Origin of the sequence: Limibacillus sp., assembly GCA_037379885.1 — a bacterium.
Lineage (GTDB): Bacteria > Pseudomonadota > Alphaproteobacteria > Kiloniellales > CECT-8803 > JARRJC01.
Map to the genome: position 1 here is coordinate 1 of JARRJC010000016.1, position 12,337 is coordinate 12,337.

Genomic DNA, 12,337 nt, shown 5'->3' on the forward strand with positions numbered 1-12,337 from the left:
CGGTCACATCGTGAGCTCCTTGCTGCCCGATTCCCTGGCGACGCCGTTCCGCACCTATAACGGTGATGGTCTCGCCATCCTCGCCACCCTTTTCATACTCGTGCCCATGGTGACGCGGTCGGTGGGGCACGAGATCGACCCGGCCCAATGTCTGGTGGTTCAGCCCACCCTTGTCCTGGTGTCGCTGGTGGAAGCGCTTGCCTTCCACTAGGCCCTCAACGGCCCCTTGACGCGGCTGCGCGCTCGCGCGCAATAAGGGGGCCATGAGCAAGACGGACGCAAAGACCGAAGAACCCGAAAAGACTTCCGCCCTGAAGAAGGAGGCGCAAGCCGAGCGCGAGGCGCGTCTCGCCGCCGCCCTGCGCGACAACCTGAAGCGCCGCAAGCAGCAGGCCCGCGCGCGCAAGTCCTGATCGGCAAGGTTCATCGAATCGCCGCGAATCGCCGCGAAGCCACCCCAATCCGGCCCGCTTTGCCCGGCAAAAGAGCCGCTGGGCCTTGAGGGCCCCCAGGCATTTCGAGTAGAAACCCCGAGGGCCCGGAGACTCCGGCGACCCCGACGGAGTCTCAGCAGCAAGAAAAGGCCGCCAGCCCCATGTCCATCCTGTCCGATATCTGGATCCGGGAAATGGCCCAGAAGCAGGGTATGATCGAGCCCTTCGTGGAGAGCCAGAAGCGCGAAGGCACGATCTCCTATGGCCTTTCCTCCTACGGCTACGACGCGCGGGTCGCGGGCGAGTTCCGCATCTTCACCAACGTCGACAACGCGGTGGTCGATCCGAAGAACTTCTCGGACAGCTCCTTCGTCGAGCGCGACGCCGACGTCTGCATCATCCCGCCGAACTCCTTCGCGCTGGCGCGCACGGTGGAGTACTTCCGCATTCCGCGCGACGTGCTGGTGATCTGCCTTGGCAAGTCCACCTACGCCCGCTGCGGGATCATCGTCAACGTGACGCCGCTGGAGCCGGAGTGGGAAGGCCACGTCACGCTGGAGTTCTCCAACACCACGCCGCTGCCCGCGAAAATCTACGCCAACGAGGGCGCCTGCCAGTTCCTGTTCTTGAAGGGCAACGAGCCCTGCGAGACCTCCTACAAAGACCGCGCGGGCAAGTACATGGGCCAGCGCGGCGTGACGCTTCCGAAGCTCTAACGCTTGGAAATTGGGACCTGATGGATAGCATCGAGATTCAAGGCGGCCGGCCGCTGGTCGGAGAGATCGCCGTCAGCGGCGCGAAGAACGCGGCCCTGCCGCTCATGACCGCCTGCCTGCTGACCGACGAGCCGCTCACGCTGTCGGGCGTGCCGCGTCTCGCCGATATCCAGACGCTCTCCAACCTGCTGGAGGCGCACGGCGCCGCCATCGAGGAAATCGGCGAGGACAAGGGCCGCCGCGCCCTCAAGCTCCAGGCCGCCGAGATCACCTCGACCAAGGCCTCCTACGATCTGGTCCGCAAGATGCGCGCCTCCGTGCTGGTGCTGGGCCCGCTGCTGGCGCGCTGCGGCCATGCCGAGGTCTCCCTGCCCGGCGGCTGCGCCATCGGCACGCGCCCGGTCGATCTGCACCTGCGCGGCATGGAGGCGCTGGGCGCCGAGATCGAGCTGGAGGAGGGCTACATCAAGGCGCGCGCGCCCAAGGGGCTGAAGGGCGGCGAGTACGTCTTTCCCAAGGTCTCGGTCGGGGCCACGGAGAACATGCTGATGGCGGCCTCCCTGGCCGAGGGCACGACGCGCCTGGCGGGGGCGGCCTGCGAGCCGGAGATCGTCGATCTGGCGCGCTGCCTCGTCGCCATGGGCGCCAAGATCGAGGGCATCGGCCAGCCGGAGATGACCATCACCGGCGTGCCGCGCCTGGGCGCCGCCACCCACCGGGTGGTGCCCGACCGGATCGAGGCGGGCACCTTCCTGATGGCTGCGGGCATTACCGGCGGCGACCTGACGCTGCTCGGGGCGGAGGCCGAACACCTGCACTCCGTGATCGACGTCCTGGCCGACGCCGGCATGAAGATCGAGGCGACCAACGAGGGGCTGCGCGCGCGCCCGGCCAACGGCCGCCTGGTCGGGGCGGACGCCATGACGGAGCCCTTTCCCGGCTTCCCGACCGACCTTCAGGCGCAGTTCATGGCCCTGATGACCACGGCGGAGGGGGCCTCGATGATCACCGAGACGATCTTCGAGAACCGCTTCATGCACGTGCCGGAGTTGATGCGCATGGGCGCGCACATTACCGTTCACGGCGGCTCCGCCCTGGTGCGCGGCCGCGCCGCGCTCAAGGGCGCGCCGGTCATGGCGACCGATCTGCGGGCCTCCGTCTCGCTGGTGCTGGCCGGTCTGGCGGCGGAGGGCACGACGCAGGTGAACCGGGTCTACCATCTGGACCGGGGTTACGAACGTATTGAAGAGAAGCTCGCGGCCTGCGGCGCTTCGATCCGCAGGGTGCCGGAGCAGAGATAATATCTGCCTGGCAGGCGACCAGACCGGGCTGGCGACAACAGAGGACGTGAAGAGGGATCATGGAGGGCAAGCCGTTCAAGCCGCTGAAGCTGCGCGTCAAGGACGCGGACGACCTGACGGTGCTTTCCTCGCTGTTGCAGGACGCCCTGCTTCCCGTGCAGGACATGACCTTCCTTCAGAAGGAACGACGCTTCGTCATGGTCCTCAACCGCTTCTGCTGGGAGCGCGCGCCCGAGGCCATCACCTTCGACGAGGACGAAGAGGACGAGGAGAGCCAGGAGGACGCCTCCTTCGCTGAGGTCGGTCCCGGCACGGTCTATGAACGGGTCAACTGTGGCCTGACCTTCGACAACGTCAGCGTCGCGCGCTTCCGCAACCTCGACCTGGAGGACCGCGGGGGCATCCTGGAATTGCTGGCGATCGAGCAGAAGGGCGAGCGCCTGCTGCTGCGCTTCGCCGACGAGGCCGAGATCGAACTTGTCACCACGCGGATCAGCGGCCACTTGGAAGACCTGGGCGAGCCCTGGCCCACCACCCGCCGCCCGGACCACCCGGTCGAGGAAGAAGACTGACGCCGCTAGGCAGTAACAAGAGGAAAGCCCATGGCCACCAAGGAAGGCTTGGTCATCGCCGTGCCGAAAGGCCGGATCCTGAAAGAACTGCTGCCCGTGATGACGCGGGCCGGCATTGAGCCGGAGTCCGCCTTCCACGACGAGCATGCGCGCCAGCTTCGCTTTTCGACCAACCTGCCGGAGGTCGAGATCGTGCGCGTGCGCTCCTTCGACGTTGCGACCTTCGTCGCCTTTGGCGGCGCGCAGCTGGGCGTCGCAGGCTCCGACGTGCTGATGGAGTTCGACTATCCGGAGATCTATGCGCCGGTCGACCTGGACCTGGGCCACTGCCGCCTCTCCGTGGCCGAGCCCAAGGCGCTCGCCGATACCGACGACCCGTCGCGCTGGAGCCATGTGCGCATCGCGACCAAGTACCCGGAGGTCACCAAGCGGCACTTCGCCGCGCGCGGCGTCCAGGCCGAGGTGATCAAGCTGTCCGGCGCCATGGAGCTGGCCCCGAGCCTGGGGCTCTGCCGGCGCATCGTCGATCTGGTCTCGACCGGCTCGACCCTGAAGGCCAACGATCTGGTGGAGGTCGAACACATCGCCGACATCTCCTCTCGCCTGATCGTCAACCGGGAGGCGCTGAAGACCCGTCCCGAACAGGTCGGCGGCTGGATCGAGCGTTTCCGGGAGGCCGTCGATGCCGCTTAAGCTGAACAACGCCGAGGCCGGTTTCGCGGCCGCCTTCGACGGCTTCTTGAACCTGAAGCGCGATCAGGACGCCGATGTCGACCGCGTCGTCGCGCAGATCATCCAGCGGGTGCGCGATGAAGGCGACGCCGCGCTGGTCGAGCTGACCGAGCGCTTCGACCGTATCGCCTTGCAGGCCGAGGACCTGCGGATCCCCGAGAGCGCCTTCGAGGCGGCGGCGGAGCAGGTCCCGGCGGAGACCCTGAGGGCCCTGGAGGTCGCGGCCGCGCGCATTGCCGACTTCCACGAACGCCAGAAGCCAGAAGACCTCAGCTACCGGGATGCCGAGGGCAACCTGCTGGGCTACCGCTGGACGGCGGTGGACGCCGCGGGCCTCTACGTGCCCGGCGGCACGGCGGCCTATCCCTCCTCCGTCCTGATGAACGCGATCCCGGCCCGGGTGGCCGGCGTGGAGCGCCGCGTCATGGTGGTGCCGACGCCCGATGGGGTGCTGAACCCGCTGGTGCTGCTGGCGGCCAAGCTCGCCGGGGTGACGGAAGCCTACCGCATCGGCGGCGCCCAGGCGGTGGCGGCGCTCGCCTACGGCACCGCCAGCATCGCGCCGGTCGACAAGATCGTCGGACCCGGCAACGCCTTCGTGGCCGCCGCCAAGCGCCGGGTCTTCGGCCAGGTCGGAATCGACTCCATCGCCGGGCCCTCGGAGATCCTGGTGGTGGCCGACGCCGCCAACGATCCCGCCTGGATCGCCGCCGACCTGCTGAGCCAGGCCGAGCACGACGCCAACGCGCAGGCTGTCCTGATCACGGACGACGCCGGGTTCGCCGGAGAGGTGGAGCGCGCCATCGACCGTCACCTCCAAAGTCTGCCGCGCAGCGAGATCGCGGCGGCCAGCTGGCGTGACTACGGCGCGGTCATCCTGGTCGAAAAGCTCGAGGCCGAAGCGCCTGCGCTGGTCGACCGCATCGCGCCGGAGCACCTGGAACTCGCGGTGGAAGAGCCCGAGGCCATGGCCGCGTCCGTGCGCCATGCCGGAGCGATCTTCATGGGCCGCCACACGCCGGAGGCCATCGGCGACTATCTGGCGGGACCGAACCACGTGCTGCCCACCTCGCGGACTGCGCGCTTTTCCAGCGGCCTCTCGGTCCTGGATTTCATGAAGCGCAGTTCGCTGGTCGGTTTCACGCCCGAAGGCCTGGCCGCTGTCGGCGGATCGGCGGTGACGCTGGCGCAGGCCGAGGGCCTGGACGCCCATGCGCTCTCGGTCGCCATCCGTCTGGCGGGGCCGGACGCCAAAGGCTAGTCTCTCCCCCATGGGCGAGGAGACGCGCAACAAGATCAAATCCATCCGGCTCGATGAGAAGTCGGTCGTGCGCCGCAACCCGGATGTGGAGCACGAGCGCGCGGTCGCCATCTTCGATCTTCTGGAGGACAACTCCTTTGCGCTGGCTCAGGGGCCGGAGGGTCCCTACTGCGTGGTGCTGCGGCTGGAGGAAGACCGCCTGATTTTCGACATCTCCGACGAAGCGGAGACGCCGCTGGAGACGGTGGCGCTGTCGGTGAAGCCCTTCCGCCGCGTGGTGAAGGACTACTTCTCGGTCTGCGAGACCTATTTCGAGGCGATCAAGACCGCCAGCCCCTCGCGCATCGAGGCCATCGACATGGGCCGCAGGGGTCTCCACAACGAGGGCTCCGACATGTTGCGCGACCGCCTGGAGGGCAAGGTCACGCTGGATTTCGATACCTCCCGGCGGCTCTTCACGCTGCTCTGCGTCCTGCACATCAGGGGCTAGCGCGCCATGAGCCGCTACCCCAGCGCCGTCCTCTTCTCCTGCACCAAGAACTCGATCCGCTCCGCCATGGCCGAGGGCTTGTTGAAGCACCTGATGGGGCACCGCATCTACGTCGACTCCGCCGGGGTAAGGGAGGGGGAGATCGACCCCTTCGTGGTCGCCGTGATGGACGAGATCGGCATCGACATGTCGCGCCACAAGTCCAAGACCTTCGACGAGCTGGAGGACGACTCCTTCGACCTCATCATCTCGCTTTCGCCGGAGGCCCAGCACCGCGCGGTGGAGCAGACCCGCACCATGGCCTGCGACGTGGAGTTCTGGAACACGCTCGACCCTTCCATCGTGGAAGGCAGCCGCGAGCAGCGGATGGACGCCTACCGTCAGGTGCGCGATCAACTGATGAAGCGCATCAAGGAACGCTTCCCTCCCGACCTGAAACCCCAGGTGTGACGGGGGCTATGGCCCTGAAAACCAGCATTTGTGCCCTCAGCGGCCTTCAGTTATAGTCCCGGCCAATCGCGCTGGGCAGAGCTCCGGCGCCTGTTTTTGACGATCCATGAGGATTAGATGGCGAAAGAAGACCTGATTGAGTTCCAGGGGACGGTTGTCGAACTGCTCCCGAACGCGATGTTCCGCGTCAAACTGGACAACGACCACGAAGTGCTGGCGCACACCGCCGGCAAGATGCGCAAGCACCGCATCCGCGTCCTGGCGGGCGACCGCGTCAACGTGGAGATGACCCCTTACGATCTGACCAAGGGCCGGATCACCTTCCGCTTCAAGTAAGACCTGGAAAGGGCCGTCGGCATGGCGACCGCGAAAGCCGCCGAAAACGCCGCGGACCCGGCTGAAGGGGCGCCCTTGATCCTGGCCTCCGCTTCGCCCCGGCGTCTCGAACTGCTCAGACAAATCGACATCGAACCCGACCGGGTGATCCCGGCGGATGTGGACGAGTCCGTGCACAAGCACGAACTGCCTCATGTCTACGCCCGCCGCGTCGCCTGGGCCAAGCTGGACGCCGTGGCCGGGGCAAATCCCAGCGGATTCGTGCTGGCCGCCGACACGGTAGTGGCGCTTGGCCGCCGCATCCTGCCGAAAGCCGAAACGCCCGACGAGGCAAAGCGTTGTCTGGAAGCCCTCTCCGGCCGCCGTCACCGGGTGCTGGGCGCGATCTGCCTGCAAGGTCCGGATGGGCGGCGCGTGCAGCGACTGGTGACCACCCGCGTCGCCTTCAAGCAGCTCTCCGCCCAGGATATCCAGGGCTATCTGGATTCCGGCGAGTGGCGGGGCAAGGCGGGCGGCTACGCCATTCAGGGCGCCGCCGCCGCCTTCATTCCCTGGATCAACGGGTCCTATCCCAACGTGGTCGGGCTGGCGCTGACCGAAACCCTGGCGCTGCTCAGGGGCCTCGGCTACCAACGATGAACCGCGTCTTGATCTCCAGCCTTCCCGGCGAGCTGCGCTTGGCGCGCCTCGTCGATGGGCGGCTGGCCGAACTGCGCGTCGAGCGCGGGCGCGGTGGTGGGGAAGCGGGCGACCTGCACATGGGCCGCATCAAGCGCCTGGACCGCTCTCAGAAGGCCGCCTTCTGCGACATCGGCCTGGGACAGGACGGCTTCCTGCCGCTGGACGAAGCGCCCAAGTCGCTCTCCGAGGGCGACCTGCTGCCGCTTCAGGTGCGCCGCGCAGCCAGCGAGGGGAAGGGACCGAAGCTCTCCCTCTTCAGGGGCCAGATGCCGCCGGGACTGGAACGCCAGGGCGCGCCCTGCCTGCTGCTGCGCGCCGACGATCCGGTCTTGGCGCTGAAGGAGGGGGAGGCGCCGGAGGAAATCCTGCTCGACGATCCGGCGCTGCTGCGCCGTCTCCAGCGGCTGCTGGGCGAAGGGCAAGCGGCGCTGGCCGACCGGCTGAAGCTCTACAGCGGCCTGGTCCCGTTGTTCGAGGCCGAGGGCCTGGAGCCCGAGGTGGAGGCCCTCCTGCAGCCGGAAGTGCCGCTGCCGGGCGGCGGGCGCCTGTGGATCGAGACGACCCGCGCGCTGGTCGCCGTGGACGTGGATCGAGGCAAGGCCGCCAGCGCGCGCGCCGTGAACCTGGAAGCCGCGCGGGAGATCGCCCGCCAGCTCCGCCTGCGACAGCTTTCGGGCCTGATCGTGATCGACTTCCTGGATCCAGAGGGGCCCGAGCCCCGCAAGGAACTGCGGGGGGCCTTCGAGGCGGCCTTGGCGGGCGATCCCGCGGCCTCAGAACTGCAGCGCCTGGGCGGCAATGGCGTTCTGATGATGACCCGCCAGCGCTTGCGCCCGGCGCTCCATGAGCGCCTCTGCGAGCCGGGGCAGGCTTGGCGGCCCAGTGCCGGGACGCAGGCTTTCACGGCGCTGCGCGCGGCCCTCGCGGCGGGTCTCGGAAATCCGGGTAAGCGCGTCCGTCTGGAGGCCGCGCCCGAGGTCCTGCGCGCCTTGGAGGGCGAGGCGGCGGAAGCGCTTGCCGCGGTCGAACAGCGCCTCGGTGCGCCCTTGGAGCGGCGGGAGGCGGGCGCTTTGCCGGGTGGTGATCGTGGCTTTGAGCTTGTGATAGAGTAAGCGTCATGTCGGACGAAGAGAAGCGTATCGTTTCCCTGCCCCAGGCGAAGAAGAGCAAGAGCGGCTGCCCGGTTTGCAAGCGGCCCAGCGTGACCCGCTACCGTCCCTTCTGCTCGGCGCGCTGCGCGGACATCGACCTTGGCCGCTGGTTCACCGGCGCCTATGCGCTGCCAAGCAACGAGCCGGTCGATCCAGAGGAGCTCGCCGAGGAGTTGGCGCGCGAGGCGCAGCGCGGGGAGTCGGAGGAGTGAGAGCCTCCGCCCTTGGCGGCGCTCTGCTTCCGCTTGCCCTGCTTTTCACTGTGGCCATGGCGCGGCCGGCCCCGGCCTTGGACCCGGGCCTGCTCGAATCCGTGGTCTCGGTCCTGCCCGACTGGCCCGCGGAGGCGCGCGCCCAGGCCCTGGAGGAACCCGAGGGGACGGGGTTCGTCTACGCCGAGGGCGGCGTGATCGCCACCGCCTGGCACGTTGTGGGGGTCGCAAAAGCCATCGAGGTCCGCCTCAACGACGGGCGCATCCTGCCCGCCCGCCTGATCGCCGGCGACGCGGCCAGCGACATCGCCCTGTTGCGGGTCGAGGCCGACCTGACGCCCCTGGTGCTGCGCCAGGGCTATCCGGGGTTGGGCGAGCCGGTCTGCGCCTTGGGCAACGCCTTCGGGCTGGACCTCTCGGTGACCTGCGGCGTGGTCTCCGCGACCAAGCGCAGCGGGATCGGCTTCAATCCGCTGGAGGATTTCATCCAGACCGACGCCGCCGTCAATCCCGGCGCTTCCGGCGGGCCGCTGCTGGACGCGGAAGGCCGGGTCGTGGGGCTGCTGTCGGCGATCTTCACCAAGCAGTCCGACGCCAACATCGGGGTCAATTTCGCGGTCTCGGCGCCCTTGCTGGAAAGGGTCGCCGCGGACCTGCTCGCGGAGGGCGCGCTGCGCGCGGTCAGTGCGGGTCTGAGAGCGCTGCCGAGCAAGGCGGGGGGCCTTGAGGTTGCCGGGTTGCTGCCGGGCGGCGCGGCGGAGGCCGCCGGGATCCTGCCCGGCGACCGGCTGCTCTACGCCGGCGAGGGAGAGCTTGGGCGGCCCTTGAGGAGCCCGGACGACCTGCGCGCCGTCACGATCCTCTACGGGCCCGCCGCCAGCCTGCCCCTGACCCTTGAACGCGGGGGCGAAGAGCTTCAGGCGGTCCTGGAACTGCCCGCGCGTTAGCGGGACCTGAAAACCCCTGAAGACGGGACTGGACAGCGCCCCGCATCTTTCCTATAAGCCCTGTCTCGTACCAACCCGTGGCGCGCCGCAAAGGCCCACGGAACCCCAGTGCCCAGGTAGCTCAGTTGGTAGAGCACGCGACTGAAAATCGCGGTGTCGGTGGTTCAAATCCGCCCCTGGGCACCATTTCTTTCAAGCCGTCTTCCAACTAGAGTGCCTTGACTTGACGGGCTGGACTTTGGCGTTCGCCCCGATGTTTGGCTGTGCGGGAGGAAGAAGATGGCGGATATAACCTTTCTGGGCCTGGGGCAGATGGGCCGGGCCTTTGCGTCGGTGATGCTGAAGCGCGGCTATGAGGTCGCGGTCTGGAACCGCTCGCCGGAGGCGGTCGAGGCGCTTGCCGGGGAGGGAGCCGTGGCTTTCGAGAAGGCCGCGGAGGCGGTCGCGGCCAGTCCGGTGACCGTCGTCTGTGTCTCCGACTATCCCGCGACGGACGCGATACTGCGTGATGCGGAGGGCAGGGCGGCGCTTCAAGGAAAGGTCCTCGTCCAGCTTTCGAGCGGATCGCCGCGCCTGGCCAAGGACGCTGAGGAATGGGTCAGCGCGGCCGGGGCCGCCTACCTGGACGGCGGAATCATGGTCTATCCCGAAGACATCGGCGAGCCGCATTCGAGCTTCATCGTCGCGGGCGCGGAGGCAGGCTACGAGCGCGCCAAACCCCTGTTGCTGGAGCTTGCGCCCCAGACAGAATACCTGGGGCCGGACGCGGTCCGCGCAGCGGCGCTCGACTCGGCCATCATCTGCGCGGCGGTCGGCGCCATCGTCGGGATCGTCAACGGCGCTGCGATCTGCGAGGCGGCGGGCGTCGATCTGAAGCAGTTCGCCAAGCTGGTCGATGACATCACGCCGACGGACGTGGGCGCGGCTGCCGAGGGCGTGCGCAAGATCGCCGACGGCACGCTCGCCGACACCGGCGCGCACCTCTCCACCTGGGCGGCCACCATGAAGCCCATGCTCGAGATCGCCGAGGACCACGGCTATTCGCAGGAGGTGCCGCGTTTCTTCGAGGCGCTCTTCAAAAAGGGCCTTGACCTCGGACTGGGCGATCAGGATGCAGGCGCGCTGATCGCGGCTCTGCGGCCAAAGGGCTGACCGGCGGCAGGCCTGGACCTCTCCGCGCGGCGGCCTAGCTCTTCTGCTGACGTTTAAGAACCGGCAGAGGAGGAGAGACGTGACGGCCCCCCTTAGAATTCTGCTTTGCGCCTTCCTGCTCTTGGTCACGCCGCTGACCGCTGCCTCGGCGCAGGACGGCGACACGGCGGCACTCTGGCGCGCGCTGAAAAGCGGCGAGGCCTTCGCCATGATGCGTCACGCCATCGCGCCGGGCACCGGCGACCCGGCCAACTTCACGCTGGGCGATTGCAGCACCCAGCGGAACCTTTCGGCCGAGGGCCGCGCGCAGGCTGAGGCGATCGGCAGGCACTTCCGGGAGAACGGCATTGAGACGGCGGCTGTCTACTCCAGCGCCTGGTGCCGCTGTCAGGACACGGCCTCGCTTCTGGACCTGGGCGAGGTGACGACGCTGGCGCCGCTCAACTCCTTCTACCAGCGATCGGGCAGGGCCGAGCAGACGGCGGAGACCCGAAGCTGGCTTAGCGCCTACGAGGGTCCCTGGCCGTTGGTCTTGGTGACCCATCAAGTGAACATCTCGGCGTTGACCGGCCAGTACGCCGCGTCGGGCGAGACCATCGTCGCCAAGATCGGACCCGAGGGCGAGGTGACCGTTCTCGGCGCCCTGAGCGCCCACCCCGAGTGACCTGGATCCCGGACTGACCTGGATCCCGGACTGACCTGAATCAATGCCGGTCCGGCGGGGGCCTTGCATGCTCCTCTAAGAAACATCATGTTTCTTGAATGTATGAGGAGATTCTGCCATGAACCGCAATGTCGGCGGCATCGACCGCCTGCTCCGTGTCCTGCTGGGCCTGGGCCTGTTGTCCCTGATCTTCGTCGGTCCCCAGACCTACTGGGGCCTGCTCGGCCTGATCCCGCTGGGAACGGCGTTGATCGGCTTCTGCCCGGCCTATAGCCTCTTTGGCATCCGCACCTGCCGCACGCCTTAGAAGAGGTTGAAGCAGGGCCTACTTGAGGAAAGAAAGACGGCAAGCCTTCATGAATCCTGAAGTCAGAACCTTTTTCGACGAGACGACCTTCACGGCCTGTCATCTCGTGTGGGACCCTGCGGCGAAGGCCGCCGCGATCATCGATTCCGTCAAGGACTACGATCCGAAGTCGGGGCGAAGCTCTCTCGCCTCGGCGGAGGAGCTGGTGGCCTTCGTGGAGCGTGAAGGGCTGACCGTCGAGTGGATCCTCGAGACGCATGTGCATGCCGACCACCTGACCGCGGCGCCCTTTCTGAAACAGCGTCTGGGCGGCGTGACCGGGATCGGGGATGCTGTCGGCAAGGTCCAGACCGTCTTCAAAGAGATTTTCAATGTCGAACCGGATTTCGCGACGGACGGGCGGCAGTTCGACCGGCTCTTCGCCGACGGGGACAGTTTCCAGATCGGCGGGCTGACCGCGAAGGTGATCCACACGCCGGGCCATACGCCGGCCTGCGTCACCTATGTGATCGGCGACGCGGCCTTCGTGGGGGACACGCTCTTCGCGCCGGACTACGGGACCGCGCGCTGCGACTTTCCGGGCGGCGATGCACGCCAACTCTACCGTTCCATAAAGAAGATCCTGGCGCTGCCGCCGGAGACGCGGATGTTCCTCTGCCACGACTACGCGCCGGGCGGGCGTGATTTCCTGTGGCAAACCTCCGTCGCCGAGCAGCGGGCGAAGAACATCCACATCCACGACGGCGTCGAGGAGGGGGACTTCGTCAAGATGCGCGAAGAGAGGGATGCCGGATTGCAGATGCCCGTCCTGCTGCTGCCGTCGGTCCAGGTCAACATGCGGGCGGGCGACCTGCCGCCGCCGGAGGACAACGGCGTCAGTTACCTGAAGATACCGCTTGATCGGATGTGACGGCCGGATCGGCTGAGGGGA

At 67.7% G+C, this 12,337-nt stretch carries 18 protein-coding genes and 1 tRNA gene; all 19 read left to right on the forward strand.

Translation table 11 applies throughout. The features are described from left to right. Positions 1-211 (forward strand): hypothetical protein (locus P8X75_07030; protein ID MEJ1994955.1); only part of this gene is annotated, 211 nt, incomplete at its 5' end. Positions 212-263: 52 nt separating this feature from the next. Further along, positions 264-413 (forward strand): hypothetical protein, encoded by a 150-nt coding sequence (locus P8X75_07035; protein MEJ1994956.1) that lies wholly within the window; start codon positions 264-266, stop codon positions 411-413. Positions 414-595: 182 nt separating this feature from the next. Further along, positions 596-1,150, forward strand: coding sequence for a dCTP deaminase (gene dcd, locus P8X75_07040; GenBank protein ID MEJ1994957.1), 555 nt, complete (start codon positions 596-598; stop codon positions 1,148-1,150). Between the two features lie 20 nt (positions 1,151-1,170). Further along, complete coding sequence (gene murA, locus P8X75_07045; protein MEJ1994958.1) at positions 1,171-2,451, forward strand: UDP-N-acetylglucosamine 1-carboxyvinyltransferase; 1,281 nt, start codon at positions 1,171-1,173, stop codon at positions 2,449-2,451. Between the two features lie 59 nt (positions 2,452-2,510). Beyond that, on the forward strand, positions 2,511-3,023 hold the full coding sequence (locus P8X75_07050; GenBank protein MEJ1994959.1) for a DUF2948 family protein: 513 nt from the start codon (positions 2,511-2,513) through the stop codon (positions 3,021-3,023). A 30-nt stretch (positions 3,024-3,053) separates the two neighbouring features. After that, positions 3,054-3,716, forward strand: a complete 663-nt coding sequence (gene hisG / locus P8X75_07055; protein ID MEJ1994960.1) for an ATP phosphoribosyltransferase — start codon at positions 3,054-3,056, stop codon at positions 3,714-3,716. Further along, the gene (hisD, locus tag P8X75_07060; protein MEJ1994961.1) at positions 3,706-5,016 is read left to right on the forward strand and encodes a histidinol dehydrogenase; all 1,311 of its coding nucleotides are present in this window, start codon (positions 3,706-3,708) and stop codon (positions 5,014-5,016) included. The genes hisG and hisD overlap by 11 nt, the downstream gene beginning before the upstream one ends. Before the next feature lie 10 nt (positions 5,017-5,026). Continuing rightward, entirely contained in the window at positions 5,027-5,506 is a 480-nt protein-coding gene (locus P8X75_07065; protein MEJ1994962.1) for a UPF0262 family protein, read from the forward strand. A gap of 6 nt (positions 5,507-5,512) precedes the next feature. Continuing rightward, positions 5,513-5,956 (forward strand): arsenate reductase ArsC, encoded by a 444-nt coding sequence (locus P8X75_07070; protein MEJ1994963.1) that lies wholly within the window; start codon positions 5,513-5,515, stop codon positions 5,954-5,956. A 117-nt stretch (positions 5,957-6,073) separates the two neighbouring features. Continuing rightward, positions 6,074-6,292: a translation initiation factor IF-1 gene (gene infA, locus P8X75_07075; GenBank protein MEJ1994964.1), complete on the forward strand. Its 219-nt coding sequence runs from the start codon at positions 6,074-6,076 to the stop codon at positions 6,290-6,292. A 21-nt stretch (positions 6,293-6,313) separates the two neighbouring features. Further along, on the forward strand, positions 6,314-6,931 hold the full coding sequence (locus P8X75_07080) for a Maf family nucleotide pyrophosphatase (GenBank protein ID MEJ1994965.1): 618 nt from the start codon (positions 6,314-6,316) through the stop codon (positions 6,929-6,931). Continuing rightward, positions 6,928-8,085: a ribonuclease E/G gene (locus P8X75_07085; protein MEJ1994966.1), complete on the forward strand. Its 1,158-nt coding sequence runs from the start codon at positions 6,928-6,930 to the stop codon at positions 8,083-8,085. The genes P8X75_07080 and P8X75_07085 overlap by 4 nt, the downstream gene beginning before the upstream one ends. Positions 8,086-8,090: 5 nt before the next feature. Next, on the forward strand, positions 8,091-8,336 hold the full coding sequence (gene yacG, locus P8X75_07090) for a DNA gyrase inhibitor YacG (GenBank protein MEJ1994967.1): 246 nt from the start codon (positions 8,091-8,093) through the stop codon (positions 8,334-8,336). Next, complete coding sequence (locus tag P8X75_07095) at positions 8,333-9,283, forward strand: trypsin-like peptidase domain-containing protein (protein ID MEJ1994968.1); 951 nt, start codon at positions 8,333-8,335, stop codon at positions 9,281-9,283. The genes yacG and P8X75_07095 overlap by 4 nt, the downstream gene beginning before the upstream one ends. A 110-nt stretch (positions 9,284-9,393) precedes the next feature. Beyond that, positions 9,394-9,469, forward strand: a tRNA-Phe gene (locus tag P8X75_07100). 93 nt (positions 9,470-9,562) lie between these two features. Next, positions 9,563-10,435 (forward strand): NAD(P)-binding domain-containing protein, encoded by an 873-nt coding sequence (locus P8X75_07105; GenBank protein ID MEJ1994969.1) that lies wholly within the window; start codon positions 9,563-9,565, stop codon positions 10,433-10,435. A 79-nt stretch (positions 10,436-10,514) separates the two neighbouring features. Continuing rightward, on the forward strand, positions 10,515-11,099 hold the full coding sequence (locus P8X75_07110) for a histidine phosphatase family protein (protein MEJ1994970.1): 585 nt from the start codon (positions 10,515-10,517) through the stop codon (positions 11,097-11,099). A gap of 118 nt (positions 11,100-11,217) precedes the next feature. After that, on the forward strand, positions 11,218-11,406 hold the full coding sequence (locus P8X75_07115; GenBank protein MEJ1994971.1) for a DUF2892 domain-containing protein: 189 nt from the start codon (positions 11,218-11,220) through the stop codon (positions 11,404-11,406). A 49-nt stretch (positions 11,407-11,455) separates the two neighbouring features. After that, entirely contained in the window at positions 11,456-12,316 is an 861-nt protein-coding gene (locus P8X75_07120) for an MBL fold metallo-hydrolase (GenBank protein MEJ1994972.1), read from the forward strand. Positions 12,317-12,337: the final 21 nt, after the last annotated feature.

Coding starts and splice junctions, on each gene's coding strand:
- P8X75_07105 (MEJ1994969.1), top strand. CDS start 9,563: ATGGCGGATATAACCTTTCTGGGCCTGGGGCAGATGGGCCGGGCCTTT.
- hisG (MEJ1994960.1), top strand. CDS start 3,054: ATGGCCACCAAGGAAGGCTTGGTCATCGCCGTGCCGAAAGGCCGGATC.
- yacG (MEJ1994967.1), top strand. CDS start 8,091: ATGTCGGACGAAGAGAAGCGTATCGTTTCCCTGCCCCAGGCGAAGAAG.
- murA (MEJ1994958.1), top strand. CDS start 1,171: ATGGATAGCATCGAGATTCAAGGCGGCCGGCCGCTGGTCGGAGAGATC.
- P8X75_07035 (MEJ1994956.1), top strand. CDS start 264: ATGAGCAAGACGGACGCAAAGACCGAAGAACCCGAAAAGACTTCCGCC.
- P8X75_07065 (MEJ1994962.1), top strand. CDS start 5,027: ATGGGCGAGGAGACGCGCAACAAGATCAAATCCATCCGGCTCGATGAG.
- infA (MEJ1994964.1), top strand. CDS start 6,074: ATGGCGAAAGAAGACCTGATTGAGTTCCAGGGGACGGTTGTCGAACTG.
- P8X75_07080 (MEJ1994965.1), top strand. CDS start 6,314: ATGGCGACCGCGAAAGCCGCCGAAAACGCCGCGGACCCGGCTGAAGGG.
- P8X75_07115 (MEJ1994971.1), top strand. CDS start 11,218: ATGAACCGCAATGTCGGCGGCATCGACCGCCTGCTCCGTGTCCTGCTG.
- dcd (MEJ1994957.1), top strand. CDS start 596: ATGTCCATCCTGTCCGATATCTGGATCCGGGAAATGGCCCAGAAGCAG.
- hisD (MEJ1994961.1), top strand. CDS start 3,706: ATGCCGCTTAAGCTGAACAACGCCGAGGCCGGTTTCGCGGCCGCCTTC.
- P8X75_07085 (MEJ1994966.1), top strand. CDS start 6,928: ATGAACCGCGTCTTGATCTCCAGCCTTCCCGGCGAGCTGCGCTTGGCG.
- P8X75_07050 (MEJ1994959.1), top strand. CDS start 2,511: ATGGAGGGCAAGCCGTTCAAGCCGCTGAAGCTGCGCGTCAAGGACGCG.
- P8X75_07120 (MEJ1994972.1), top strand. CDS start 11,456: ATGAATCCTGAAGTCAGAACCTTTTTCGACGAGACGACCTTCACGGCC.
- P8X75_07070 (MEJ1994963.1), top strand. CDS start 5,513: ATGAGCCGCTACCCCAGCGCCGTCCTCTTCTCCTGCACCAAGAACTCG.